The 26978-nt window shown below is 46.7% G+C and carries 30 protein-coding genes and 1 tRNA gene; 4 read left to right on the forward strand and 27 right to left on the reverse strand.

From position 1 onward, the window contains the following. Positions 1 to 291: 291 nt before the first annotated feature. The 18 genes from MKY48_RS27425 to MKY48_RS27510 all read right to left on the reverse strand — a co-directional run bounded on the left by MKY48_RS27425 (position 292) and on the right by MKY48_RS27510 (position 16723). Positions 292 to 870 (reverse strand): DUF2971 domain-containing protein, encoded by a 579-nt coding sequence (locus MKY48_RS27425; protein ID WP_339267710.1) that lies wholly within the window; start codon positions 868 to 870, stop codon positions 292 to 294. 133 nt (positions 871 to 1003) lie between these two features. Then, positions 1004 to 1450, reverse strand: coding sequence for a DUF2513 domain-containing protein (locus tag MKY48_RS27430; protein WP_339267712.1), 447 nt, complete (start codon positions 1448 to 1450; stop codon positions 1004 to 1006). A gap of 496 nt (positions 1451 to 1946) precedes the next feature. Continuing rightward, complete coding sequence (locus tag MKY48_RS27435; RefSeq protein WP_339267714.1) at positions 1947 to 2420, reverse strand: hypothetical protein; 474 nt, start codon at positions 2418 to 2420, stop codon at positions 1947 to 1949. A gap of 110 nt (positions 2421 to 2530) precedes the next feature. Further along, on the reverse strand, positions 2531 to 3253 hold the full coding sequence (locus MKY48_RS27440; RefSeq protein WP_339267716.1) for a hypothetical protein: 723 nt from the start codon (positions 3251 to 3253) through the stop codon (positions 2531 to 2533). Positions 3254 to 3285: 32 nt separating this feature from the next. Continuing rightward, positions 3286 to 3852, reverse strand: coding sequence for a hypothetical protein (locus MKY48_RS27445; protein WP_339267718.1), 567 nt, complete (start codon positions 3850 to 3852; stop codon positions 3286 to 3288). A 65-nt stretch (positions 3853 to 3917) separates the two neighbouring features. Continuing rightward, a complete protein-coding gene (locus tag MKY48_RS27450; protein WP_339267720.1) occupies positions 3918 to 4406 on the reverse strand; it encodes a hypothetical protein in 489 nt (162 codons plus the stop codon). 222 nt (positions 4407 to 4628) lie between these two features. Then, positions 4629 to 5219, reverse strand: a complete 591-nt coding sequence (locus tag MKY48_RS27455; RefSeq protein ID WP_339267722.1) for a helix-turn-helix transcriptional regulator — start codon at positions 5217 to 5219, stop codon at positions 4629 to 4631. A gap of 230 nt (positions 5220 to 5449) precedes the next feature. Further along, positions 5450 to 5635 carry a hypothetical protein gene (locus tag MKY48_RS27460; protein ID WP_076324645.1) on the reverse strand — a complete coding sequence of 62 codons (186 nt, stop codon included), beginning with the start codon at positions 5633 to 5635 and terminating at the stop codon, positions 5450 to 5452. Positions 5636 to 5898: 263 nt separating this feature from the next. Further along, the gene (locus MKY48_RS27465; RefSeq protein WP_339291721.1) at positions 5899 to 7761 is read right to left on the reverse strand and encodes a DUF6382 domain-containing protein; all 1863 of its coding nucleotides are present in this window, start codon (positions 7759 to 7761) and stop codon (positions 5899 to 5901) included. A 13-nt stretch (positions 7762 to 7774) separates the two neighbouring features. Continuing rightward, a complete protein-coding gene (locus MKY48_RS27470; RefSeq protein WP_339291722.1) occupies positions 7775 to 8287 on the reverse strand; it encodes an A24 family peptidase in 513 nt (170 codons plus the stop codon). Between the two features lie 173 nt (positions 8288 to 8460). Then, on the reverse strand, positions 8461 to 9447 hold the full coding sequence (locus MKY48_RS27475) for a TadE family protein (protein ID WP_339291723.1): 987 nt from the start codon (positions 9445 to 9447) through the stop codon (positions 8461 to 8463). A gap of 16 nt (positions 9448 to 9463) precedes the next feature. Continuing rightward, complete coding sequence (locus tag MKY48_RS27480) at positions 9464 to 11695, reverse strand: hypothetical protein (protein WP_339291724.1); 2232 nt, start codon at positions 11693 to 11695, stop codon at positions 9464 to 9466. A gap of 2 nt (positions 11696 to 11697) precedes the next feature. Next, the gene (locus MKY48_RS27485) at positions 11698 to 12372 is read right to left on the reverse strand and encodes a TadE family protein (protein WP_339291725.1); all 675 of its coding nucleotides are present in this window, start codon (positions 12370 to 12372) and stop codon (positions 11698 to 11700) included. Further along, positions 12365 to 12556: a Flp1 family type IVb pilin gene (locus MKY48_RS27490; protein WP_076324651.1), complete on the reverse strand. Its 192-nt coding sequence runs from the start codon at positions 12554 to 12556 to the stop codon at positions 12365 to 12367. The genes MKY48_RS27485 and MKY48_RS27490 overlap by 8 nt, the downstream gene beginning before the upstream one ends. Before the next feature lie 20 nt (positions 12557 to 12576). Continuing rightward, positions 12577 to 13449, reverse strand: a complete 873-nt coding sequence (locus tag MKY48_RS27495) for a type II secretion system F family protein (RefSeq protein ID WP_076324652.1) — start codon at positions 13447 to 13449, stop codon at positions 12577 to 12579. Between the two features lie 15 nt (positions 13450 to 13464). Next, positions 13465 to 14322, reverse strand: coding sequence for a type II secretion system F family protein (locus MKY48_RS27500; protein WP_339291726.1), 858 nt, complete (start codon positions 14320 to 14322; stop codon positions 13465 to 13467). Next, on the reverse strand, positions 14319 to 15569 hold the full coding sequence (locus tag MKY48_RS27505; RefSeq protein ID WP_339291727.1) for an ATPase, T2SS/T4P/T4SS family: 1251 nt from the start codon (positions 15567 to 15569) through the stop codon (positions 14319 to 14321). The genes MKY48_RS27500 and MKY48_RS27505 overlap by 4 nt, the downstream gene beginning before the upstream one ends. Continuing rightward, positions 15569 to 16723 (reverse strand): hypothetical protein, encoded by a 1155-nt coding sequence (locus MKY48_RS27510; RefSeq protein ID WP_339291728.1) that lies wholly within the window; start codon positions 16721 to 16723, stop codon positions 15569 to 15571. Before MKY48_RS27510 ends, MKY48_RS27505 begins: the two co-directional genes overlap by 1 nt. A 310-nt stretch (positions 16724 to 17033) precedes the next feature. Here MKY48_RS27510 and MKY48_RS27515 point away from each other — a divergent pair, with 310 nt between their 5' ends. From MKY48_RS27515 to MKY48_RS27525, 3 genes are all read left to right on the forward strand, one after another. Next, entirely contained in the window at positions 17034 to 17900 is an 867-nt protein-coding gene (locus tag MKY48_RS27515) for a thermonuclease family protein (protein ID WP_339291729.1), read from the forward strand. A 78-nt stretch (positions 17901 to 17978) separates the two neighbouring features. Beyond that, positions 17979 to 19403 (forward strand): PepSY domain-containing protein, encoded by a 1425-nt coding sequence (locus MKY48_RS27520; protein ID WP_339291730.1) that lies wholly within the window; start codon positions 17979 to 17981, stop codon positions 19401 to 19403. A 41-nt stretch (positions 19404 to 19444) separates the two neighbouring features. After that, the gene (locus tag MKY48_RS27525) at positions 19445 to 19921 is read left to right on the forward strand and encodes a FixH family protein (protein WP_339291731.1); all 477 of its coding nucleotides are present in this window, start codon (positions 19445 to 19447) and stop codon (positions 19919 to 19921) included. Between the two features lie 12 nt (positions 19922 to 19933). On the opposite strand, the gene MKY48_RS27530 is transcribed toward MKY48_RS27525, so the two are convergent. The 6 genes from MKY48_RS27530 to MKY48_RS27555 all read right to left on the reverse strand — a co-directional run bounded on the left by MKY48_RS27530 (position 19934) and on the right by MKY48_RS27555 (position 22347). Next, entirely contained in the window at positions 19934 to 20359 is a 426-nt protein-coding gene (locus MKY48_RS27530; RefSeq protein ID WP_339267746.1) for a thiol-disulfide oxidoreductase DCC family protein, read from the reverse strand. Positions 20360 to 20444: 85 nt separating this feature from the next. Beyond that, positions 20445 to 20720 carry a hypothetical protein gene (locus MKY48_RS27535; RefSeq protein WP_076324660.1) on the reverse strand — a complete coding sequence of 92 codons (276 nt, stop codon included), beginning with the start codon at positions 20718 to 20720 and terminating at the stop codon, positions 20445 to 20447. Between the two features lie 89 nt (positions 20721 to 20809). Next, on the reverse strand, positions 20810 to 21052 hold the full coding sequence (locus MKY48_RS27540; RefSeq protein ID WP_006212369.1) for a zinc ribbon domain-containing protein: 243 nt from the start codon (positions 21050 to 21052) through the stop codon (positions 20810 to 20812). A gap of 139 nt (positions 21053 to 21191) precedes the next feature. After that, positions 21192 to 21611 (reverse strand): Ohr family peroxiredoxin, encoded by a 420-nt coding sequence (locus MKY48_RS27545; protein WP_076324661.1) that lies wholly within the window; start codon positions 21609 to 21611, stop codon positions 21192 to 21194. A 187-nt stretch (positions 21612 to 21798) separates the two neighbouring features. Then, positions 21799 to 21881, reverse strand: a tRNA-Leu gene (locus MKY48_RS27550). Positions 21882 to 21990: 109 nt separating this feature from the next. Then, the gene (locus tag MKY48_RS27555; RefSeq protein ID WP_076324662.1) at positions 21991 to 22347 is read right to left on the reverse strand and encodes a helix-turn-helix transcriptional regulator; all 357 of its coding nucleotides are present in this window, start codon (positions 22345 to 22347) and stop codon (positions 21991 to 21993) included. A 176-nt stretch (positions 22348 to 22523) separates the two neighbouring features. Between MKY48_RS27555 and MKY48_RS27560 the strand changes: the two genes are divergently transcribed. Then, on the forward strand, positions 22524 to 23168 hold the full coding sequence (locus MKY48_RS27560) for a PAS domain-containing protein (protein ID WP_339291732.1): 645 nt from the start codon (positions 22524 to 22526) through the stop codon (positions 23166 to 23168). A 96-nt stretch (positions 23169 to 23264) separates the two neighbouring features. On the opposite strand, the gene MKY48_RS27565 is transcribed toward MKY48_RS27560, so the two are convergent. Genes MKY48_RS27565 through MKY48_RS27575 form a run of 3 tightly spaced genes read right to left on the reverse strand, consistent with a single transcriptional unit; the run spans position 23265 to position 26951 of the window. After that, positions 23265 to 24908 carry an alpha/beta hydrolase-fold protein gene (locus MKY48_RS27565; RefSeq protein ID WP_339291733.1) on the reverse strand — a complete coding sequence of 548 codons (1644 nt, stop codon included), beginning with the start codon at positions 24906 to 24908 and terminating at the stop codon, positions 23265 to 23267. A 23-nt stretch (positions 24909 to 24931) separates the two neighbouring features. Beyond that, positions 24932 to 25951, reverse strand: coding sequence for an iron ABC transporter permease (locus MKY48_RS27570; protein WP_339291734.1), 1020 nt, complete (start codon positions 25949 to 25951; stop codon positions 24932 to 24934). Beyond that, positions 25944 to 26951: an iron ABC transporter permease gene (locus MKY48_RS27575; protein WP_339291735.1), complete on the reverse strand. Its 1008-nt coding sequence runs from the start codon at positions 26949 to 26951 to the stop codon at positions 25944 to 25946. The genes MKY48_RS27570 and MKY48_RS27575 overlap by 8 nt, the downstream gene beginning before the upstream one ends. Between the last annotated feature and the right edge of the window lie 27 nt (positions 26952 to 26978).

Consider the following 26978-nt stretch of genomic DNA (forward strand, 5'->3'; position numbering starts at 1 on the left):
GAAAAGTCGTTTATGTTGCGTCGAATATAAGTGGTTTAGTCGAGAATTTTTTTTTATATATCTCGAAATAGTCTGTGTGACTTTAGAATGCAATTCCCCATCCGCTTCTAGGATAAAATAATCTTTATTTACTTCCAGCAATTTGATTTGAAATTTTTTATTGGTGTAACGTTTTATCGCCTCTTCAATTTCGTTCTTATCGTCTTCAGTAAAGCTCAGTGTAGGATTAAAAATATATAACTTATAACTCTGAATCATTCTCTATCCCACCTTATAAAAATAGTTATTTGATCAACTGAGTACTGGATCTAAAACTACAATACCATCAATCTCCTCAAGAAGTTGCGAATTTGCATTTTTCATAAATCGTTTATATGATGTTCCTTTACTTAATAAGACAACAACATCAGAAAGTTTAAATGTCATATCTCCCTTCACTCTCCACTCTCTTTCATGTGTCCAATCTGTTATATTCTCTGCATTTCCAAGATGAAAATCAACAATACGCCACCATTCTTCTTCAGGAAGGAACTTCTTAGCTTTTATCGAAGATTCATATATGACAGGTCTGCCGCCCTTATGGAAAATTGTTTTCTTTTTAAATCCAATTCCGACAGGTTGGTAACGAATTTTCCCACCAAGATCTTCCCTATAGTTTTGCTCATAGAGAGTATTTTGACAGAGAGCATGCACAGGCACATCCTGAAAGCATACTGCTGGACTGTCACCAACAATAAATCCCGAATCGGTAGTACTTCCAATAAGCTTCTTGTCATTCAAAATTTTAAGTAGTACTTCACTTGCTGACATTGTTTTTGTTTTCTTCGTTAGATGAAAGACATAAGTGCTCATATCTGAACGATGTCGCATCCTATGTCTCCACTGATCTATTGAATAACCCACTTTTTTATCACTCTTTTCTTATGAAATAAACCTTTCATAATGATGAGTACCTGTTACTGGTCATTTTCATCTCCTGATCAAATGTACGTTTTATCATCTTTTATTCGAATAAAGCTTTCTTTGTGACTTCCACCAATAAAGCCTTTGCCATTTCAAAAGGTAAACTTAGAAAGTCCATTCCTTTCTTCTTAGCTATTTCTTTCGCCTTATTGACAACAACCTCATTTCTAGCTGCATCAAGGAAATCGTGGCCTTTCCAAGTCATATTTTTAACATAGATTACATACGGATTGAGGGTTCCTTTAGCTTCAACGTAACCAGCATCTTTTAAAATTTTCACTTGGTATTGTACCATCTCTCGTTCTTCTTCTGTTTCGTACCCCTCAATTTCTACCACAATGTTGTTAGTTGCCGTATTATGTTCTTCAATATACTTTAAGACCTTGATAATTAAGTCCATATCGCGCTTCATTTGAACACCCCTTTCTTTTAAAATATTTGTTTTATTTTCTTTTGAATAAAACAATTGATGAGTTTTTGTTCTCATTCTTTAAATACTCCCCATTGTATCGATAAGTGTACACATACATCTTCCCATCTACAAATGTGCATTTATGAGGATTACCTCTATCAGTGATCTTAATCTGGTCTTCTCTTGGATAAACATTTACTTCATTAAGCATCTTAAACAAAAAAGGCTTTATTTCAGTCAGTAGGTCCATGAATTTTTACCTTCCGTTAAAAGATTCGTTTTATCGCTTTCTAGGATTATCATTATTGATTAGTTCCTCTACAGTCCATCTCTCATGCGGGTTGTAAGTTCGCCCTGGTTTAATACATACTTGCTCAATTAAGTCCGTTAATTGGAATCCATGTCTAAGCTTATGCAGCCCTAACTGCCTCCTACATTCAGCTATCCCGCCTCTTCTCATGCCTTTAATTACATGAATAAAGTCACCGTCAGCCAAAATGTAGTCCCCTGAATTGCGTTCTCCAGTGATTGTAGGTATATTCATAAAAAACACCATCCTTAATTAGGGCAACTACATCAACCCAAATCCTTCTACAATTTTTGATAATTCTTTCGGACATTCAATTTGAATAATTTTCTCAGAATTGACCCATAATCGAATAACTCCTAATTTATCTAGAGATAGAGATACGTCGTTGATTATTTTTCGTATTCTAGAAATATCGGGATTAGCTAGTGCCAAAAAGGTCGTATCAGACTTAGAATCGAGCTGCTTCATAAGATAATATATCTGAGCACTCGCATGTACTTTTAACTGTCCACTATGGAACACATTCTCTGTTTGATTGTTTCTTCTAGATCCTTTTGACTCAATAATTAATGAGTAGCCATTCAATTCAGCATGTACATCAAATCCCTGTTCTTTGTCTATGGCTATTCTTAATATGTTGGCTCCTCTTTTTTTAAGGTACTCAGCAACTGCTAGGTTTACTTCATTCTCGGTCATTGAGAAGGTGTCCGGACTTTTACTTATCGGGATAGGCATACAACTCAACTCCAAGGATTTATTTCTTATGAAAGGCTAATTTTATCTGTTGTTCGATTGTTCATAATCATTAATTCTTGTAATAATATAATCAAAAAGCATGATACATCTTATTGAATTGACTTTATAGCCATATGTTTATCTGCTCCATGCAGAATTGCATGCCGACTCAGTGGATATTCTATATCTTTGCCATGTTCAAATGAACTAAGAACGTGGGACAAATAAAACAATAGAATATGTTCATCAAAACTAAGAATGCTGGTTTCGTTTAGTAGAGTTTTTGCAGTTTCTTTGATTTTATTTTGAGATATATAATCACTACCATCGCACCTCTCAGCAATTATTCCTTCAAGTTGAGGTAGTAATGTAGAAATAGCAGCATAATATCTTGAATCATTATGGGACAGTATAGCTTCTTCGAGAATTGGCATTCGATCAGAGAGCCAATTCATCTTCCTCCAGTCAGTTTTCATTTCTTGAATTACTTCACAAGTGAAAAAATCCTCAACAAATTCAGTAATTAGGGCAGATGTTTCTTGAAGAGTATGATTCTTCGCATGAAGTCCAATTTCTTTCATTTTTCTAGTGTCAATATAATCATGCGGTGGAAAGCCGCTATCATACATTGCCTTCTTAAAACTAGCAATACCCTTCTCAGTTTCTTCATTAAAAATGTAAGACTGAGGCTTAACCAAGGTAGCTTCTTCAATGGCCTTCTGTAGACGATGATATGTACCTGTGTAGTCTGTTGTGTTTTTGATTGTGATTATTGCATCTTGTATGTAGTCAAACGGTTTAAAATTTTGGAAGGTTTCATTATTTTCTTTCATTTGTATTCCTCCTAATGTTCTTTATAAAAGACTCATTTTAAAGCATTAAGCTTTTCAATTGCATATTGATCGGCTATCACTTCGAAGGGATGTTCGCGATATTTTTTATGAAACAGGGTTAAATTGTTAAAAAATTCATCCGACCCCTGCTCAGACATTTTAATTAGTTTCTCTAACTCACCCAATTCTAGTTTTGACATTTCAGCATTGTAGTCTGAATTAAATTCATTTCCACTTAAACCTCTCGATGCATATCTTGTCTGAAAATCAAACCAATGACCTAATTCATGTAAAATGGAAAAAACGGCATATAATTCAGGATCAATAGGTTCATTATTGGCGAGAAGATGGTTTCTCCGCAATAAATTTTCAACTCCAGAAAGTATGCATGGATCATCTGGTATAGCTTGATGCAAAACCGTAATTGAGTCTTCTACTGCAATTTCCGGAATAACGATGCCAGCTTTATAGTTTCCTTTTCCTTCAGGCCAGAAAGCAGGAGTTGGTTGCCTTTTTGCGTTTATTAAAGTGGAGACTGGGATTTCTTGATAGAAGATGCCATCGGGTATTATCAATCTTGCAATATCTATTAACATCATATGTTTAACGCTCCCATTCTTGATGAAAGAATTGTTTTATTACCATCTATGTAATGTCGTTATTTTCACGACAACACTTCGTTGATACGCCGCTCGGAAAATATCCACTCCGGTGGAATCAAGTCATCAGGGTATTGTGCCTTAGTCCACACCTTGTTTTCCCTTAGCACGGTATCTCCAGTGCCATTGCGCGCTTTTTTCATTAAATCAGCTACTTCAGACGGTGTTGCTATATAAACTCTGGGCATCTCATTAATTTGGACACCTTTGAATTGAACAAGGCTAAATATAGTTTTCTTAGAGTGCTTGAGTAGCCATGAATCAATTGCCTCATGATAACTAACACTTTCACTCTTGTATCCTTGAGTTAGTCCCCAACCACCATCTCTACTTCCTTTTACCGATACTTTTATAATGCTTTCTCCTTTTGATACCATTAAGTCATACTCTGGTTGGTTTGCTCCATACTGAACAGAGACATCAAATCCAATTCTTGCAAATAAAAAAGCCGTAATGGACTCGGCTGCAACTGATACATGCCATGAATTAACCAATATTGCTGTCACTCTCCTTTTGATAAAAGTATTATTTCACAGCACGTGTAGCTTCCCATATCTTTTTCACGGCTCCTTATTTTTCTGGACAAGTTGACAATAGGTCAGAGATCCAAGCATAGGTCTCAGATCCATTTTATATCCTATTTATCCCTAATAGGTCATCTACAGACATATTGTGTAGTTTTGAAAGTGAAATTATTGCTTCAAAATTAGGCTCTCTTAATCCAGTCTCATAGTCATCCTGCTGACATTAAGGTATTCAGCAACCTGCTCACCCGTTAAGCCTTTCTTCTTTCGATAGTAACGAAGTTTAACACCAATTTTTTGGGCATTGGTCATTTCTTTAGGTTGCTCACTTGCATCTATCTTCATTTCCATTGGTTCGATATCATCATTAGACGTATCAAGTGTAGCGCCTTTGGCTTTTTCTGCAATAATTCTGAATTTTTCTCTAAACCCATTAAAAATGATTTCTGTTTCTTCTTTGGATGCTCCCCAAAGATCCCAATATTGCAATGCAAATTCTTTAAATAAAACCGCTTCATTAATTGTCGCTACTCCAAGTATTTCTGCCATAAGGGCAGGTGACTTTATTTGTTTCATTATATCCTTATAAATTTCACTAAGTCTTTCAACAGCAAATTCTCCTTTAAGCTCTTGGGAATAACTCATATCCGGTATAACTGCCATTATTTCAAATCTATTAGCTTCCTTATTATTAGATACAATCTTATTATCTTCTAAAAACATAATTTGAATCATTTCTATACCAGTAAGTATTTCCCCTTGAATATTGGCTTCGGTAGCCAAGTCTTCTCCTACTATTTAATCCCATATAAATATAAACCCCTGCGCAGGATAAACGACCATCCGGCATTAATAAAGATCTCCCCCATCGTAGGGTATTCTTTATAAGGGACCATGGACTCCCCTTTAACACCGTACCGTTTCTCGAACCCAGATCCTTCAGGACGTACCACCGTTTACACTACGAAAGCTCGAGCCGGTAAAGTCCCTACGCCCTGAATATAGAGGAGATCTTAGCCAGTTAAATTAAATAGATACACCATTATCCCTACAAGCAAAGGTCCTATCACTAAAAACCCGAATATCAGGGCAATAACTTTTAGAGTTCCTGATATTCCTTTTGACGAGTTCAAGGTGTCTAGTTTATTATTGATTTCTTTTAGCTCTTTCAATATTTCTCTATTTAGATCTTCAGACACATCAAAGTCCTCCTTATACATATGAACAAAAAACAAGATGTTTTTTCAATTAATCGTTAACATATACAAAGTTATTAGTTAATCGGTACATTTTACCATAATCATCATACCAGATGTTTCTATATATCTAGTAAAAATAAAAAAACCAAAAGCCCCTCAAAAAATTAGGGTACACCTTTGGTTCTCTGCAATAATCCGAATTTTCTCTAAGCTTCATAGAATAATAGCTTCGCAAATCCTACTTCTACAATAATAACCCCGTATTAATATAAACCCCTGCGCAAGGTAAACTCCCATCCCGCAATAATAAAGACATCCCCCTCCATCAGAGGGTATTCTTTATAAGGCACCATGGACTCCCCCTTCAACATCGTGCCATTTCTCGAACCCAGATCCTTCAGTACGTAACCTCCGCCTTCACGCGAAAGTTCGACATGTGCCCGTGAAGTCCCCACTCCCTGTGCGACGAATTGGGCTACGTCAGGGGACCGGCCGATAATGAAATGGGGCTGATGCAGTTCAATCCGCTGCGGGGTAACTGCATTCGGTTCGTTTAGCTCGAGGTAAGCACCTGCTGAATGTTGCACGCCTGGACGGGCTGCGGCATCCGGACTTAGCAGCACGGTAGCCCCCCCGCCTCCAGGGAACGAAAGCACCTCCGTCCGTTGGGCCAACTGGGCATAATAATCCCCCTCCTCCCCATATGGATCCGCAGTCGCAGCTGCTGCCTCAGATGAACGCGAATAAGCATGGCCCTGTGGAGACTGTGCAGGATATCCCGCTGAATGGTGATCTCTCTCGGAGTTAACTGGAGATTTAGGGACCCGCCATCTCCAGTTCTCTTTTCCCTCCTCAAGCTCTGCTTCTGCTTTTCCGGCGTCTGTTTCCGAGTTATCCCCAAGAAGCCCCGATAAAGGATCCGCCTGAAAACGTGGGACGGACTTCCACTTGGAATGCTCCTGCGGGCTAAGCTCTGTTGACTCGAACATGGGCAGGGAACCGGACCAATCGCCGGATCTCCGTGATAGCAGCTGAAGTTTACCTGTCCAGCCAAGCCAGGTTACTGCAGCAAGCAGAACCGTAATCCCTACCGACAACCCCAGCATCAGTGAAGTAGGCTGATTCATGTACAGCAATCTCCAAGCTCCCGTTGCGGCGAGTAAACATCCTAACAAAATATAGGTGCGAACCGGCGAGGCTTTGCCATTGTCCGAAGCTTCTGAATTTGTATCATCTGTATCAGGGAGCCACGCAGGATTAGAACCCAAAGGGCTTCGATCCACGTGAGAATTCATTTCCTCGCTCTTGCCCCTCTTCCCAAACATCTCATTCGTACGTTCCGCCAGACCTCGGATTAAACTCTGTTTATCCGTGTGGGTGTCACTCTCTGCCTGCGGCACTGCTGTCCGCCCGCGAGCCGGTTCTGTAAATGCGAATGCAGGCTTGGAGCCCATGTTGCTTGATTGACTACCGGTATAGAGCGATCCTTGATTCAAACCTGAAGACACTGCTGCATTTGCTTGAGTTACAGCACGATGGTCTTCACCCTCTCCTGCTAACAGGTCGACCACAAGCTTCTTAAGTCCCGGCAGATTAAAGCTCTGTTCACTGCAGAATGACATCAGTGCCTGTATCCCTCCCCCTTTTAGCTCCGTCACCGATGCGAGCAACCTTGTCATTAGCTCCTTGAGCATAACCGGAAGACGAGTGCCGCTTGCTTCGGTAACTGCAACGGGAACATACGTTAAATATAAAGTGCCAAGATCCAGGGAACCTTCAATAAACAGATAATCCTCATGAAGTATGTAATTCTCCGGCTGAAGCATATACAACTTGCTGTCGTCCAGGGCAGTGACGATCTGCAACAGCAATCCAAAATATTCGGTCAGCGTCATTCGCTCGCTCTTTAACGCTTGAGACAGCATTTTTTTGCCGGTGATATCATACTCCAGCGTTACCTTATAATCGACTTCTTTCATATGCAGCTTCAAGAAATGAGGGATTCTCGAAGAACGGATCATTCCAAGCTGTACATGATTAAGTTCTGATGATTGGATTCCTTCAGCCCGGTCCAGCACCATAATGGTTCCACCATTCTGCATAAAATCCGCCTTTAATCCGAGCATAAGCTCCCCCCTCCTACAAGTGCAGTACCACATACGTGCTGATTACACCAGGAAGGACAGCAATCATAAAGGGGAATCGCAAGTGTTCCTCCTGGTTATTGCGCCATGGCAACCAGCTCTTCATAACAAAAACGCCGGCGATACTGCCAACGACATTGCGTATTCGCTTCATCGTTTCCCGCCGCCAGAGCAGGATGAGCAAACCGATGACACCGGCAAAAATTACAGAATACATGATGCCCTGCAAGGTAAACCATAAACCGGTCCAGGCACCAATCCCCCCAAACAGCTTAACGTCACCCGCTCCCACAGCCCCTATAAAATACATGATCAACAAGATAAGAAACCCTGCTCCAAGACCCTGCAAAGAAAAGAACAGCCCCTCCCCCCCGTCCAGAACGCCGTAATAGACAGGACCGGAGAGCATAGCAGAAACGGTTAAAACATTCGGTATTTTCATGGAACGAAGATCTGTAATGAATGCCGCGATCAGATAAACGGCACAAACACCAAAAGCAACGGCCATACTACATCAAAACTCCCTTGCTTAAACTATTCACTGGAATAGCCTTGATAAGATTTTAACTATGGATGAACAACGAATGCTTCTTTAGAATGACTCTCTTAAAAACCTATTTGAAACACTTCTCTGAAACGCTTCTTAGGGAACACTTCATTTCGGACTCTTGCTATCAAGCCTCAAGAACCTGACCGTGCCACCACCGTAAACGGAACCTCAATTCGCTGTCCGTCTGCTGTCTCAACGACAAACAGCCACGTTCCAGGCGTTGTATTAAAGCCTACGTTCCATTCCCACTCGATATAGCCGTTACCGTCCGCGGTCTCCCAGCCCAAATATTTAGCTGTGCTCTGACCGCTCTTATAATAGACTGACAGTTGGGCACTGCTTCCCGGCTCTACTTTCACTTTTACCTTAGCCTGCTTGCTAGCAACGGCCGGATTCGGCTTCTCCAACAGCTCGATAGCCCCGTTCGTCCCCGAGCCATCCCCTGAACCCGTCCCTCCTTCGCCGGTGTCGCCAATCCATAATCTCTCCTGAGCCTTTGCCTGCAGCACGATGCGTTTGTTCAAGAAAGGAACCCGGATCGGAAGCGCGTAATTCACCTCAATGCCGAAATAGGGACTCGCCCCGCTCTTCAAATTCGGAATGTGAACATTGGACACATGGATTCGATCATAGTCCAGAAGATTATCAGGCATAAATGGCTTCAGCATCGGCTTGACCACGGGATCGAGTACGGCTTCCACGGTTTGGTTCTTAAGCTGCTGCAGCGGCTCCTCGCCTGACGCTACAGCTTGCGTTATCCATTCATTAACAGGAGAAGGAAGAGAGTCGCTGTAATTCGAAACCCAATCAGAAAGTGACAATTTGGGAATCTCCCAATGGGATGTGCTTGGTGAGCCTTCTCCTGTTCCACTACCATCGGCATTGGCCTGCACGGCTAGCGAGACGGGATACATATGAGCCGCTACGGTTTTGACCGTATCCGAAACGGTACTCTGGAGTGCTGTCGATATCAACGTCATTTGCACGATATAAATGAGAAAAATGACAAAAAACATAAACATCGGCAGCACAAGTGCAGCTTCCACCACCATGCTTCCTTGTTCCGATGACGCTTTACCTTTATGGAGAGGTTTCTGTATTACCGATAATCGTTTCATTCAAGTACCCCTAATCCTAATAGGAAAAATCCGCCTTGCGCTTTACCATGTAACGACTTCCCTGAACTTCGTCCCCATCGCTTCCAAATACAACGCCGATCGCTTTCGTCACCCCTGGAAGAAACCATAAACGCATGGCCGTCTTGACCTCTCCTGATGCGTAGGTAAATCGCTCCGCAGGATTGGTGCCAGTATTCAATCGAATCAACGCCAACATGCGCGATAGCTTCTTCTCGTTATTGCTGTGAATAAACAGAAATATTCGTAAATGATCCCTGTAAGTCAGCTCAACGGGGACATACTTGGATAGCTGAACGCTCCCCTTCTGACACAACTGGATCATATCCTCAATGGCCTTCTCAATCCCATACAGAATCGCTGCCGCCAAAATCGCCAACGGATTCCCCAATTTACTATTCACAATGAATCCTTCCATCGTCCGGATCGCGAGTCTGGAACCAAAGATCTCTGCATAGGCCGCCGAGATATTCCCGGCGGGGTTATGAAATCCGTATAGAATGTACTCCACTTCCTGGTTCCCAATGGCGAATTCCTGGATGACATCCCCGCCCGTGTTGGAACCATCAACCATTCCGGTTAATTTCCCAATATCAAAATGCTGATAATAATGAACGGCGTACTCATTTTGAAACAGTTCATCCCTGACACCGCCCAGCACGTTCCCCATAAATCCAAATATACCGTCCATATTATCCATTGCTTGTTTACCGGCATCATACGGATCATCGTCCATAGGCTTTCCCTTATTCATGTTGTCCGCTTCAGCATTAAATTGAAGGCTTTCGTCATAGTACTGCTGGAGTTCACGGAACTCATCCATAATAGCCTGATGTTGTCCATTCAACCCGTTAATCGCCTCAATGACTTTGGAGGCCTGCTTCAGCTTCTGACTGGCCTGCTTCTCCATCGCCTTCCGTTCCTTATCGGATGTGCGGAACTGTTCCAATGACGCCTGCTGCCGATCTATAATATTTCCACTGCCTGATACTCCATAATTAGACACAAAACTTTGTAATATGCGACTAGCTTCAAGCACCGTCCCCTTCATTCCCTCTCCCCCCAGCGAAGACTGAAGAGTGGTGACCGCTCGGGCAACCTGTTGGTATCGACTCTCCTGGCTATCAATCTCTTGCCGGAAGCCGTTCAAGAACTCATCGCTGTGAATTAATTTGTCAGCTTGCTTCCGTATGGATTGAATCATCTCCGCTTCTGCCCCGGATGAATCGTTAGACCCTGGTGTTACATCATTCGTGACCTGATCATATCCCCTATTAGATGAACGGTTCTCGGAATCCTTGATGACCTGCTTCATCTCTTCATTCAGATTCCTTGCTTCCTCCCATAATTGATGCGCATCCGAGAGCAGCTTGTCATTCTCCTTCTGAACTCGGCTGGCCTCCCTCGAAATCTGTGAGCCAATGGAAGAAATTCCGCTCCGGTAAGCCATGAGCAGCAGCGTATACTGTTGTTCCTTAGGAGGCCTGTCCGCATCTTCCTGTTGTTTAGCCTTATAATCCTCGTATTGCGATGCCACATCAGCGGCGGTATACATACTGCCCCCCAGCGAAGTGTCGGAGATCGATTGTCCCGGCGGATCCATAACAAGCTTCGAAAGCCGGATTGCATGCTCCCCTGCTTTTCGCTGCTTTGCCAGCATTTCATCCAGCGCCGCTTCCCGCTTGTCATACAATTTGCGAAGCTTCTTAAGGACATCTACCGTATTGGAAGCTTCCTTCATGGACTGCGATAACGGTTTGAACTTGCCCACTAATTCCAAAGTGAAATCAATCGGCGCTTTATACTTCATATCCTCGATAATCTGCCGGTTGAATATGTCATAAGTCCCCAGCGGACGCTGCAGCTCAAGACCCGAACTATCGAGCTCCATTGCCATTAACCGGAATGCATCGCTACGTTCTCCCGAATTCATGCTGTCATTCAGCACATTGCCCATAATGAGATCGCCGCTGGTGTCTCCAAGGGCATATAATCCATATTCCTTCTGCAGCTGCGGATCATAGGAGGACATCACGGAGCGTACGGCTGCTCTTGTCAGCCTCTCACTTTGCACCTTCATGGCCGCGATACGCGAGAAATCAATGAATATGGCTACAAACATAAATACGGCTGCCAGGGCGATAATCAAAAAAACAGATACAGATCCATCGGACGATCGGCCCACCTCTCTCCTTTTCCGACTAGACCGCGCTTTCCCATGCTTCGTCATGACTATCGCGAACCTCCGAACTTTTGTAGAACTTCTCCTGCGGCAGCCTTATCCGTTCCATTTCTCCCGCCTTGAAACTTCGATCCGTAATATCGCATTAGATCCACCGTGCGAATAAATTCAACAGGATCCACCACGATCGATTGTGCGCTGACCTTGATCTGTCCTCCATCGTCCAATATTCGACTCAATGGTGTCAGAGATACCTGCTCATTTAACGAAGTCGTCACCTTTCGAATGAGCAGCTGATTCGAATAACGCATCTCTCCCGCCATGCTAGCGGGCACAGCCGTACCGCCCTTGGACATTTTGAGTTCGGGCAGCTTCCCACTGCCTTTTTCGCCGTGCGGCAATTGTATCGACTTCGTGCCGTCTCCACCGGCCAAACCAAATAGACTTCCTAGAACATGATCATCCGTTAACCGCCAATATAACGAATCATATTGTCCCTGTTCTACGGATCCCGTAGCTGCAAACTTGTGGCTGTTGTCCCAGCTATACGCGGTCCTTTCGGAAGCCGCGGCCGATGCCTGAACCAGCATCGACTTCTGGTAGATATACAAGCATAGGAACAGAAGCAATACCGTCACCATCAGTACGATGGGAAGAACCAGGGAAGCTTCCACCGTGAAGCTCCCTGTCTCGTCCTTCCATCTTCTCGGCAGCCGTTTATTCAAGGAACTCTTTACTCTTGTTATTCACGTTTTTAAACAAGTTGTTCACCAAAGCCGTAATCTGATCTTTAAATATAAGCGCGATAATCAAAATAACGACTAGGATCAGGATCATCTCCAGCGTTCCGATCCCTTTCTCATCCTTCCAAAAAGCTTTCATCCCATTCTTTGCCATGCTTAACATCATATTTCATACACCGGTCCCTTCTACATGTTCATCATCATAAATGCAGGCGCTCCGAGCAAAACAATCACGATCATGAAAATGACCACCATTGGCAGCACCAGCTTTGAGGAGGCCTGCTCGCCCCTTGTTCTTGCAATGGCCTTGCGCTTCTCCCACAGCACGCGGGACAAATCCCGCAGTGCCAGGACAAAGTCATTCCCGCCACGCCTAAAATTAAGCAGGACGGTTGTTGTAAATATCGATACCTCCTGAACGCCGCACCGTTTATTGAACTGCTCGAAGGCTTGCTGGAACGGATGGCCTCCCTCCCATTCAAGCACCATTCTCTTCAGCTCAGCATACAGGGGATGGTTCGCGTCCTTGTTCCGTTCCACGCAATGAATGATCGCCCGCTGCACCGTCTCGCCGGCGCCAACAAGCAGCACAATCTTGTTCAGAAGCTCCGGCAGCTCCATCACGATATCCTGCTCACGCAGCGTGACCTTTTTATGGAGATCCTTTACCAAAGCGACGGGCAGCAATGCACCCAATCCCAATCCGGCCAGAAGTCCGATGACATCCCCCAACAGCAATGTCCACAGGCAGCCACCGATCAAAATAAGCCATGTATACGCAAGTGCCTCGGCCATAAACAATAATGTCATTTCTGTGCTGTGCCGCAAGCCATGGATCTTCTGAACGGAGCCCTGCATTCGATAAAATATAATCGGCAGGCGCATCGGAACCTTCCCTCGCTCGAGCAGAAACAACAGAGGCGGTGCTAACCGCTGCAGCCTAAGACCTTCCATTGGCACTTTGCCAAGACGATGGTACCGTTCGCCGCACGTTTGATTCAGCACCACCCAACCACCCACAAGCAGAACCATCAGCGCGCCGGATATCCATGTCAGCATGCCCGCCTCACCTCCTTACACCTTGATATTCATCATTTTGGTGATCCATAAGAAACAGCCTCCTAGAGCCGCCAGTGCAAAAGTAGAGATTATGATCCCCGATCCGCTATACATGGACTCCATATAATCGGGAGATGTCATATTCATGAACAACAGCAGGAGGAAAGGAGCCGCAAGAAGCGCCTTGGATTCAAACCGCTTCTGGGCGATCATGACGGATATCTCCTGCTGAATATCCAGCTTTTCTCCGATAACAGAAGAGGTTCTGCGCACGACTTCAACCAGATCACCGCCTGTTCGTTTGCAAGTCGAGAAGACATCGGCAAAGTTCGTCAGATCCTCCATCCCCGCCCTACGTGCAAAATCCTGCAAAGCTGTTTCAATAGGCTCGCCGTACTCCAAACGGGACACAATGACTTTGAGTTCGAAGATCAGATCGCTGTTGCCCCCGGGATCCAGCAGCAGCAAGTCCTGAACGGCGTCCCTGAACCCATTCTCTACGGAGCGGCCAGCCGACAGAGATGAGGACAAGGAATACAGGGCTTGCTTGAAGTGAAGATTCAGCGTCTTGCGCCTGATTTCCAACATAAACCGTCGCCAAAATTTAGGGACCGTCAGACCTCCCGTTCCAAGCAGCAGCGACAAAATCAGATTGTGATAAAACAGATAACCGATGAAGAAAAACAAAAGGCCGCCAAGGATGACACATGCTGTTCTCTGTCTCAGCGAGAGATGATAGACGCCGTAATCCGGGAGAGTGTTGGTTCGAGTAGGCGCAGCATGCTCACGCTTTCCAGCCCCCTTACTCCTCTTGATCACCCGCTCACCTTGATCCTCTTCCGGAGTCAATACAGCACCGCCAGATTGCTTCATGACGTCACCTCCATCATCTTCTGCAGCGGCCAAGCCGTAATCCCGGCCATATGAAGCTTGTCCGCCGATTGAAGCGGGTTACCGCAAGGTTCAAGACACCCAATCACCCGGCCGCTTGATTCGCCCGTCTCGCGGAACCGGTACAGTGGATTCAGCAGCACCTCGCCGCCGCTCATTCCGATCACTTCGCTAATCTCAGTTACGCGCCGCGATCGATCTCTAAGCCGGGATAAATGAACGAAAATATCAATCGCCGAGCTAATCTGCTGACGGACTACGCTGATCGGAAGATCCGCACCGCTCAGCACCATCGTTTCCAAACGGCTGATCATGTCCTGCGTGCTGTTGGCGTGCCCCGTCGACAGACTTCCGTCATGCCCAGTATTCATGGCCTGCAGCATATCCAGCGCCTCGCTTCCCCGTACCTCGCCCACCACGATCCGATTGGGGCGCATCCGCAGCGAGGAACGAATCAGATCGCGTATCGCGATTTCCCCCCGGCCTTCCGTGTTGGCATTCCGGGTCTCCAGCGACACGAGATTCGGAACCGTCACGATCTTCAATTCCGCCGAATCCTCAATCGTGATGACACGCTCATCAGGCGGAATATACTGCGATAATGCATTCAGGAAAGTCGTCTTCCCCGAACCTGTCCCTCCGCCTATAAAAATATTGTATTTACCCTTGACCAATATCCGAAGCTGCTCCGCTGCCTCCTCTGTTAGCGCGCCCCTTCCAACCAGATCATCCATCGTCATCGGCGATTCCGGAAACTTACGGATCGTCATGGTCGGCCCTTTCAGCGCTATTGGAGGCAGTACAATATTTACCCGCGAGCCATCCTTCAATCTGGCGTCAACGATGGGCGTTGATTCATTCACCACCCGGTTTACCGTACCGACAATGCTCTGAATGATATCCTCCAGGCGGCTCTGCGATTCGAATTGGAGCGGCAGCTTCTTCACCTCGCCATCCTGCTCTATGAATATATCCTGGTGGCTGTTAATCATAATTTCCGTAATTCGAGGATTATCCACTAATGGTTGAAGCACATCCAACCCGCGAAAAGAATCAAATACCCTGCGCACCAGCCTTCGCTTCTCAGCGGCTGTCAGCTCCATTAGTTCGCGTCTTCTCCACACCAGTTCCTCGATGCGGGCCATCAATTCCGAATTGTTAATGCTCGCACTCATATCAAGCTCGGAACGAACCTGGTCACGAACCGACTTGAACGGATCCTCCATCATCACTGCTCACCACCCGCTTGCACTGGTGTGATACTCGAGCCCTCCAGCAGCTGCTGGCAGAGCTTCAATACTTCTCGCTGATAGATGGGTGAGGACAACAGCAGTTCTTCCCGATGGAGCTGTTTCCATGAAGGAATATAAGGCAGTACGCTGTCTATGCTTATATCCTTGCGGGGGAATCCGTTAACAAGTTGTCCTGTATATCGATTGACAATGAATCGGCTCCGCTTCTTCAAGTTTCCGAAAAGCGTGGAATCCTTGAGCTCCAATTGATCCATCCATATACCGCTCTTATACATACTCATTAGATCATCCAGTAAAATCCAGAATAGCACTCCGGCCTGTTCAAGAACCGCCTGCATTCGTTCCTCCATGTATCCCTCGGTATCCACGACAATGGCATCATATTGATTACACGATACGAGGGAAGCCAGCAGCAAAGCGGTGTCCTCCATGGTCATCTCCGTGATTTCCTTTACATTGAAGCTGGGCTCAAAGGAATCGCACTTCAGGCCATGATGTCGGATGATATAAGGGGTTATCGACAACTCGGTCCACGAAGCCGATTCTTGTGAGGCCTTAATGTCATACAACAATCTAGAAAAGCTGCCCTCCATGCCCACCGAACCGGAAGGAAATAATGCACTGCTGTTCACCGTCTCCAAATTAAGATAGAACACCTTCAATCCCAGCACGCCCAGCTGCTTCGCCATGTTCATGGCTATCGTTGACTTTCCGCTCCCGCTCAGGGGAGATACGATGCCAATCACCGAGGTTGTTCCGACATTCAGTTTCTCCAGCGCCCCACCGCTTCGCTTACAGTGGGTGATGATGACTTCCATCAACTGAGGCAGCGGTTGATACTTGAATGTACTGTTGCCCCCCTCTACGAGAGAAGATGATGAATGGCCTTCACTTAGAAGCAGCCAAGGAACCGAAGTCTCCCCCCGGCTGAGCCAACCCTCCAGCATTTCCGTATCCCCCGCGACCAGATTCGGCACTTCCCCCACTTCCATATAATGTAGAAATGAATCGGTGCGGGTAAATGCGGTCACCTGAAGAACCGATCCGTAAGAACTTCCATGCAAATAACTCAGCAGCGGTTCAACATACCGGGAATCCTGCACTGCCAGCACAAGTCGGGCCGGTATCATAAAGCCAATCCCTCTTTTCTGTAACAACGCCAAAAAAGCACCGTCAAAGGCCGCAATATGCGGTCAATGAACGGTGCTTCCGTTGTCTGTTATAATTTGACATTAGAATATCACAGTTGCAGCAGAACGGCAAGATTTTATTTTTTATATACAGATAGCCCTTAATCACTATTGTCAAAACAAGGATAAATGTCCTACTATATAGGCTTAGAACGAGTGTTCTCTATATAGAAACTTCTTATATAGAATTAACATATATAAACTCCTAAACCATCAAAACCAATACTTCCAAGCTTGGAGAGTGACACCTATGAACAAACGTATATTAGCCGCGTTTCTAACCGCCCTGCTGTTATTATCCGGCTGCAGCCAGCCGCTGATGTCCCCTGCGACATCAAACAATGAAACCGCAACAACCGTTAAATCCGAAGCCAAGTCAAACACCAGCACGACGAATTCCAAACAAACGACCTATCCAACCGATGATCTGAATCTTCCGCGGGTAGCCGTGGAACTGGTTAAAGCCGTTGACGGAGACACCATCAGCGTAATGTTCGAAGGCAAAAAGGAGAACGTTCGGATGCTCCTGGTCGACACGCCCGAGACGAGTCATCCGAAGCTGGGCGTACAACCATTCGGGCCCGAGGCCAAGGCTTTTACGAAGGATCTGGTGGAACAAGCCGATCAACTTGAATTGGAATTTGATATCGGTCCGAACCGCGATAAATACTCCAGGCTTCTTGCGTATGTATATGCCGACGGAAAAATGGTCCAGGAATCGCTGCTTGAAGAAGGACTCGCCCGCGTGGCCTATATCTACCCGCCCAACACCCGCTATGTAGACAAATTTGATGACTTGCAGCGGATTAGCCGGGACAAGGCGCTTGGCATATGGAGCGTAGAGAACTATGCCCAGGAAGACGGCTTCCATCCGGAGGAGCAGGACGACGCCAACAACAAGAACAACAGCAGCCGCAATGGCACAACAGCAACCCAATCCCCGAAAGAGAACAGCCAAAAGTCAAAGCAAGGCTGCGACATCAAAGGCAACATCAACTCGAAGGGTGAAAAAATCTACCACACACCGGAATCTCCATACTATGAGCGCACGAAGCAGGAGCAGTGGTTCTGCAGCGAGGCAGAAGCCGTCCAGGCCGGTTTCCGGGCCCCGAAGTAAAATCATCTGATATATGAAATGAACGCTCATGTTCATCTTATATAAATTTTAGCCGTAAATAAAAAGGAGCCACCAGCCATGGGGAAAAAGAAACCTCCAGCAAGCAAACCAAATGAAAGTCAACCGCCAAATCCAAGCTCTGCCGCATGGTACAAAATCGTATGGAGATGGCACTTCTATGCCGGCATCATCTTCGCTCCCTTTCTGATCATCCTGGCTATCACCGGCTCCGTTTACTTATTTAAGCCTCAGATTGAACAAGCGCTATATCGGGACTACTACACGGTAACCCCTCAGGTTGAACGGGTAACGCCCAGCAAGCTGGTCGGACAAGTTAAAGAGCTCTACCCTGACGCTACGATCACGAAATACCGCCCAGGCGAGTCGGACTCCCGCTCTACAGAGATTAGTTTGACCTCAGGGGGCGAATCCATGACCGTCTTCATGGACCCCTATACGGGAGAAAAGATTGGCGAGCTGAAAGACAAAGACCGCATCATGGACAAAATCGAGGAGTTCCACGGCGAGCTGATGGTCGGGACCGTGGGGGACCGGATCGTGGAGCTTGCCGCCTGCTGGGCGATCGTGTTGATCATGACCGGGGTGTATTTGTGGTTTCCGAAAAATAAAAACAAAAACAAAAACAAAAGCAAAAAGAAAAGAAGCCTCGCGGGCATCCTGTACCCGCGTCTGGGCAAGGGCAAGCAGATTCTTCGTAGAGACCTGCACGCCGTTCCTGCATTCTGGATTGCCGCAGGCATGTTGTTTCTTATTATGACCGGGTTGCCCTGGTCAGGCCTGTGGGGCAGCAATTTTCAAACCATGGCGACTAATACCGGTGCCGGTTATCCGCCGTCCATCTGGTCGGGTAGTGCGCCATCCTCCCATGTCATGCAGACCAAGGAAGTGGCCGAAGTACCTTGGGCCGCCGAGAATCTCGCAGTTCCCAATTCGACCATCTCTGACTTTACCCCGCTTCCTATCGAAGATGTGATGTATGTGGCCCGAAGTGAGGGGATCCATCCAAGCTACACCATCAGCATCCCGCAGCAAGCGGACGGGGTGTACACATTGTCGGCCTATCCACCCAAAGCACAAGACGAGGCTACCATGCATATCGACCAGTACAGCGGCGCGGTGTTGGCGGATTATCGCTATGATCATTACGGAATCGTCGGCAAAGCCGTTGCCCTTGGCATTACGCTGCATAAAGGAACCCAGTTCGGTATCGTCAACCAAATCTTCAGTTTGCTTATATGCATAGGAATCATTTTTATTGCGGTAAGCGGTTTGTACTTGTGGTGGAAGCGTAAACCGGATCATGGACTGGGGGCACCAAAAGCGCCCGAGGTAGATGCCAAAAAAATGAGGCTGTTTCTTCTGCTGCTCATCGCTTTGGGGATCCTATTCCCGCTTGTGGGCTTGTCGCTCATCATCGTGTGGATCATCGATTATGTCATCGTTCGGAGGGTACCGGCGATCAAGACATTTCTGAATGCCTGATTCGGTAATATACTCAAACTACAATAAGGGGTGGCGGTTTCATGATCATGAAAAGCCGATTTATATTATCCGTTCTGCTATCGGTCCTGCTGCTGAGCGCTTGCTCGGCCAGTCCCGATGCAGCCAACCGGTATGAAAAAGAAATCCCGCTGATCGCCGAGGTGAACATTCCGGATGCATTATCCGTACATCAACCGGAGACCATCGAGATTATCCTTATCCAGGATGGCAAAAGAGTACCCGGTGCGGATTTTGTCCACTATGAGCTGTGGAGCCATGACGGCTCCCTGCGGGATCCCATGACGGATGCGGTAGAGGTCGGTGACGGCATATATACGGTAACCAAAACCTTCGATAAAGAGGGGCTGTATTTTTTCAAGCTGCACAGCGGCAACAACGGTTCCATCATCATTCCCCAGAAACCGTTCGCCGTCGGCAAACTGTCCGAGGAAGAGCTTGCCTATCTGCAAGCGGGTACCCCTACATTTCAAGAAGGTACGACAGAACATCATCATTAATACAAGATCGCATTAGGACAAAAACCGGCGCCGAATCTCCGGCGTCGGAACCATGCATTCAGTGGATTGTCCGAACCACCGGTAACGGTTCTTCGCCACCCAGCGGTACACCAGGTTCCGTAAAAAAGGGGGAATCAGAATCAGAATGTACGACAGCGGCCAAGGAAAACGAAGACGTCGTGCAATCCGAAGAGCGGCCGTCGACCTTGTGTAATACTTCCCCTGTTCAATCAGAACCATCGTTTCCGTAGTATCTCCACTAAGCCCTCCCTGCCTCAACAGCTCCTGCCCAATCTCGGATTGTAGCGAAGCAAAGCGAAAGGCACCCCCAGGATCTCTCTTGATAATGAACTGCGTCAGACCCTGGCACAAATGGCACACACCGTCAATCAGCACAATGGCATATTCCTCATGATTTTCCGTTGCACGATCCTTCATATCTCTTCGCTCCCTTCCCTACCCATAAACAAGAAAAAACGCAGGAGCCCTCTCCTACGCTTGATCAAGTACGCTTATTGGTTTATTACTCAGCAGCTTTGTTCAGCCACTCGCCGTCTTTCATCTGCTGGTCGAATTCGTTTGAGAATTTCTCCATGCATTTGCATATGAAATCCTTACGACAAACCGGGCAAGGTACTTTCCCAAGTCGGCTAAGCGCAGTCAGTTTCCATTCCGGGAAGCGGTTATAGAATACGCGAATATCCGTTCCGTCAGCCGTGTGGATAATGAATTCGTAAAGCCCTTCTTTTTCATTGCTTCCAGCTGTGGTCACATTTGCAATCTGCGGTCTGTATGGCATGTTCATCACCCGTTTATTTTATTTAAATTCCCTATGACTGGTTTGTACTTTCTGGTACTTAGTCATATTAAAGAATTTTAGGGGTGATGTCAACCGAAGAACACATCCAGGATCGAGCCAAGCTGCCCCCTCTTTTTACCTTCTAATATATCCGGGTTGAACACTTCCACATATCCGCAGTTCGTGCAGGAAACAAATAGGAAATGATTGTGCTGAATATCAAACATCTTACTCAGCCCGGCCCCAGACATCGAGACCTCTTTCGTCTGGCAGTGATTTCCTCCACATTTGCTGCATACAAACCGTTCCTCTATCATTTGTTCAATACGCATGTTAAGCGCCCCTTTCCATTTCATAGCTTTAACTGAAATACGGCGTATCATGTAAAAAGTTTCATATTCAGCATCATAAGTCGACAAAAAAAGATGACCCTCCATTGTCAGAGAGCCACCCGAATTCCTTCCTTTATGGTCAGCTTACGCTTAACTCCACGTCGATGTTGCCCCGGGTTGCTTTGGAATACGGACAAAACGCGTGCGCTTTCTTCGCGAGATCCTCCGCCTGGCTTCGTTCGATACCCGGCATTTCGATCTTTAGCTTCACTGCAAGCTTAAAGCCGTCAGCGCCTTCGTCCTTTCCGATCATCACCTGGGAGTGTATCACAACGTCCTTGAGCTCGACGCCCTCTTTACGGGCGATATTAGCCAGAGCGCTTTCGTAACAGGCGCCATAGCCGGCCGCAAACAGCTGCTCCGGATTGGTTCCGTTACCGCCCGGTCCTCCAAGCTCCTTCGGCATGCTTAATTTGTGATTAAGAACCCCATCCGTAGATTCAACAGAGCCTTCACGCCCTCCAATGACTTTTACATCTGCTGTGTATAATGGTTTCATGCTCGTTCATCTCCTTCATGCCCTATTATGGTCTCTACATGTATTCTTTAAACTTGCAGCACAAATTGAAACGATAAATAGGGCAACTCGCAAAAGAAACAGCATATTCCCAGCTCGGGAAAGGCAAACAAAAAAGCTGTTTATCAAAGGAAGAATTCCTCTTGATAAACAGCTTCTTCATAAAGTATGCGGTAGAGAGGACTCGAACCTCCACGGGTATACACCCACTACCCCCTCAAGATAGCGTGTCTGCCATTCCACCACTACCGCATGTTATAAGGGATGTTCTGTAGCGAACATTCCCTATTATACTGTTCCATCATACAAAAGTAAAGAACCAAATTATGGGTCATTGGCTTAGGCGCAAGAGCAGCTAGTTCTAGTCGTTTCGCTTTTCCTTCCGGTAGGCTGAAAACTCAATATATTCACGGATAAACTCCTTCTCATTCTCTGCCAATCCGGACATTAAGGGAAGATCGGAAGATTCCGAGTCCACTCCATACTCCCCACGCGCTTCCCTGACTCGGGTAGGGTTGCCCTTGCCAATAATCAACCAATCCAAGCTTACGGAAAAGAATGCTGCAATCTCAATTAATTTATTCGTGCTCGGCGTTGTTTTCCCCCTCTTCCAATCACCAAAATTTCCTGTGCTGATCCCGAGGGTTTCACAAAACGCCTTCTTGGTCATGCCTCGGCTTTCTATGAGATGTTCGATTCGTTGGTAAATAGACTGCATCAAACAACCGCCTTCCTAATTCTCTTTGAAAGAAAATTACTTATGTACGTATTTTTCTCTTGCAAAACCACTTAATTAAGTGTATAATCAGCATATATTGCCTAAATTATACCATAGTACTCATGGAACGTTGTATCTTTTAGTCATGAGTCTATTTAGTATGAGGAGCGAGTCATTTGCCCTACGATACCATGATCACATCCTGGAATAATGCGGTTCATTCCTTGAATAAAGGACTGATGATCCTTACCCCGGATGGCATCATAGACAAAATTAACGATCCACTCATTACCATGGCTGAAAGATATGGTGTTTCCGCTGAGTTTGGGTGGGAGGGGGCATCTTTTTTTAATATCGCTTCCCAGCCCTTGAGTTTGGCTTCATTTGATCATTTTTTCCATGAGTTGGATGTGCCCTCCGTAAGAGATGTTATGCTGGGTAAGCTGTCTGATTACTCCTTTGAATATGCGGTGCAATGGAACGGCCAAGAGATTTGGGTTTTATGTGAGGTACTGCCGCTGCTTATCAACAAGAACAGCCGTGTTCACGGAGCTATGATATTATTTACGGATATTACGAAGTTCAAACGCAAGGAACTGCTGCTGGAACAAGCGCTGGCTCACAGCTTTCCCCTTCCCGGGCATATTCCGATCTGCGCCGTATGCAAATATGTTCACCACGGGCAAGAGTGGGAACCTGTGGAGAGCTATTTGGAGAGCCGCCTCCCTATTGAATTCACCCACGATATCTGTCCGGGTTGCATTCGCAGATTATACCCGAAGTACTCTTCCATCCTTGATGATCCGGAATTACTGGATTAACTCTCTGCCTACATGCAACAACACTGAATAAGCAGCTTCATTATCCGGCTTTAGGATATGAAGCTGCTTATTTATGCTTAAGGCATCATTCTCATATTACGCGTTTACAAAACGAAGCAGAGGGCTTATCAGAGCTGGCAGCACCGAGACGTGGCCTTCTCCCTCAATTTCATGAAACGTAGTCTCCAGCACCTCATTATGCCCTTTGAGGAATGCATAGAGTTCCCTGGCGTCTTGCACCATGGACGGCTTCTCCTCGGCTCCCACGTACAGACGCAGCTCTTTGCGCTGTCCACTCTGCTGTAAACGGGTTTTTCCTTCTTCCCATCGTTTGTACAGCACATAGTTCTTCCACCACACCGAGGGACAGGCCGCAATATACCGCGAAAAAGCTTCCGGTCTGGTGAATAAGGTATACAAGGTAAAAAAACCACCGAGCGAGTGCCCGAACAGCGCCTGCTTTGAACGGTTCACCGCGTATTGACGCTCTACGGCCGGCTTCAGCTGAAACTCGATAAACGTAAGGAATGCTTCAACGCCGCCTGTTTTCGGCCAATCCAATCCGTTAGGACGGACCGGCAGTTCATGGTCTTCAGCATATTCAGTAAAGTTATAAAAACGCTCGCTGCTCACAATGGGACTGTCGCTGTTAAAGCCGATACCAACAATAAGCGCCGAGGGAATGCCACGGGGCGTCCGGGATTGCACTCGGATTGCCTCCGCAAGCGATCCAAAGGTCGCATTGGCATCCAGCGAATATAACACAGGATAACCTCCTTCGGGTGGCGGTCCCATCGGTTCGGCAATAAAAATACGGTATTCACGGCCTGTGACGTCGGATTGCATGGACCATGTCACCGTTCCCGGTATACAAAACAAAGAATCCTTTTCAGGGTTATTGTTATGGTCATCGCGGTTATCGCGCTCTTCATCCTTTTCGTGTTTTTCGTGATGATCCTTACCTTCATGCTGAGAACGCGCCATCTCGGATTCTTGGTCATCTTCTTCCTTGACGAACAACCACCGCAGCGCATCCGGAAATCTTCTAGCCATAAAAATGGGATCATGGGTTCCATCAGGATCTACCGCCAGCTGGATCCGCTCGGGGTTCACCCCTTGTTCGATCCAGAACCGATGGGCCTCGACGTTATTCGAAAACATATGTTTCTGCGCATTTTCCTTGTACGCACCTTCCAACTGTCCAACAGACATATACACCCTCAGTCCGGCAGGCAATTCTCCCTGCTGTCTGATGTAATCAATAACCCCCCCATACCATAACGAAGCCGACAGCATCCCGATCCGTCCAAAGGTCTCGGCACGCCAATATCCCGCGAACATCGAGATCAAACCGCCAAATGAACCGCCAATGATTGCGGTATGCTCGGGTGCTGCGAGCGTACGATACTGTCTGTCTATGTATGCCTTGATGACATCCGCAACCTCATCGACATAAGCTCTGCCCTCCCCGCCGAAAGGCGGATTGCCCTCCAGCAGCGGCTCAGCCGGCCAAGGCGTATACTCACGATTCCGGTTCGTAGACGATATGCCGACCAGGATGACCTCGACCAGTTGGCCTGCTGCAAACAGATGATTCAGATAGTTGAGGCAGTCCGTAAACATATCTCCTTGATCCTGTACATAGGCAACAGGATAGGAACGGTCCGACTCATGATAAGAAGGAGGTAAATACAGTGTGAGTTCCCTGTCCTCAACCACCAGCTGTTGATAACGATTCATGTGATCCTCCCAAAAGCTGCTTTTTATTTTCTCATGCGAATTAATAGATAGACAAAATACGGAACCCCGATGACGGACACCACAATGCCTGCAGCCAGCTCGGCCGGAGCGAATATCGTTCTGCCGATGAAATCGCCTATGACCACAATCGCCATACCTGCTATACCGCTGATCGGGATGATATGCCTGTGCCGCAGCCCAACCAGCTGCCTCGCCAGATGCGGAGCGATTAGACCGACAAACCCAATGCTGCCGGATACGGCAACGCTCGCACTGACCAAACCGATGCTGCATAGAAGCAATACCTTTTTCTCACGCTCGACGGATACCCCGACACTCTTCACGCTTTCCTCGCTCAGCTGGAACAAGTCGAGCACTTGAGAGCGGAGCCAAATGATAGGCGGCAGCATAATGAGCCAAGGAAGCATCGTGACCACGAACTTCCAGTTGGCGCTGTGAAGGCTGCCGGCCAGCCAAGCTACGGCCATCTCGTAATCCGATGGATTCATTTTCAGCGAGAGGAACATCGTAATAGCCCCGAAGCCGGAGGCAATCGCTATTCCCACAAGAATTAGCCGCTGCGGATCCAGCTTTCCGTTTTCTCTCGCGAACATAAATATGGCCGTAGTCGCCGCCAAGCCGCCAGCGATACCGAACATCGGCATCATCATAACCCCGAGCCAGCCGGTCATCGTGATCTGTCCTTGCAGCAAGAACATAAACAACACAACCGCCATGCCTGCACCTGCATTGATGCCGAGAATGCCCGGATCCGCGAGTCCGTTGCGGGTAACCCCCTGGATAACGGCACCGGCCATACCCAGCGCAAATCCGACGAGAGCGCCAAGCACAATACGCGGCAACCTGAATTCAAACACGACGAGATCAAAATCGGAATTGGGACTCAGCCGCAGCAGTGTCTGAAATACTTCCTTTATGGACATATCAAACGTTCCGTTAGTCAGACTCAAATATACGGCAGTCAATACAACCAAGATTCCTCCAGTAAGAACAATCGGGAATCGATAGTAGGTGTTACGCACGCTGAGCCCCTCCCCTCGTCTTGATCAAATAAAGGAAGAAAGGAACGCCGATCAACGAAGTAATAACACCCACTGGCGTCTCAAACGGGTAATTTACAAAGCGTGCGAGAATATCGCATAATGCAAGAAACATGCCGCCAAGCACGCCCGACACCGGTACGATCCATCGATAATCCGAGCCGGACAGGAAACGGGCAATATGAGGAATAATTAAACCTACAAAAGCAACCTTACCCGCCAGCGCAACAGATACGCCGGTCAGAATAACAACAGCCAGCATCGCAAGGGCTTTGATCAGCCATGTATTCACACCGAGCCCCTTGGCCGTTTCGTCCCCGAGCGACAGCAGCGTGATCGATTTGGACAAAACGACGGCAAGGCATAAACCAACGATAGCAAACGGAATGCTCAGTTTGATCAGTTCCGGGTCCATTGCGTGCAATCGGGCATTGTACCAGAAGCTGATATTTTGCGATATTTGAAAATAGGCCGCCAATGCCTCCGCGGTACCGCTAAGAAACGTCCCAATCACGGTTCCGAGTATAGCCAGTCGAACCGGGCTGAGTCCGCCAGGAATAAGCCATGCCAAGCCGAACACGACGGCTGCTCCGATGGCGGAGCCGATCAACGAACTGACAATGTACATATTGGAGCTGGCGTTCGGGATAAATACCATGAACAGTGTCACCGCGAACACCGAACCGTCGGATACCCCCATGATGGATGGGGACGCCAAATAGTTCCTTGTCATTCCTTGCATTAACGCACCTGATACCGCGAGAAAAGCGCCGATGAGCATTGCGCCGACGACTCTTGGCAATCGAGAACTCACAATGATCTGATGATCGATGTTCTCCGAATCAAAAGCAAAGATGGAATCCCAAACGGTATCCATCGTAATATTCTTGGCTCCATACAGGATGGAGGCCGCTATGAGCAATAAACAGACTGCCGGGGCCATCGCAAGGATGACAGCCGGCAGTGATTTTTTGAACCTCATGAACAACACGCCTTATAGGTTTATACT

It is taken from the genome of Paenibacillus sp. FSL W8-0187 (assembly GCF_037969755.1).
Lineage (GTDB): Bacteria > Bacillota > Bacilli > Paenibacillales > Paenibacillaceae > Paenibacillus_AQ.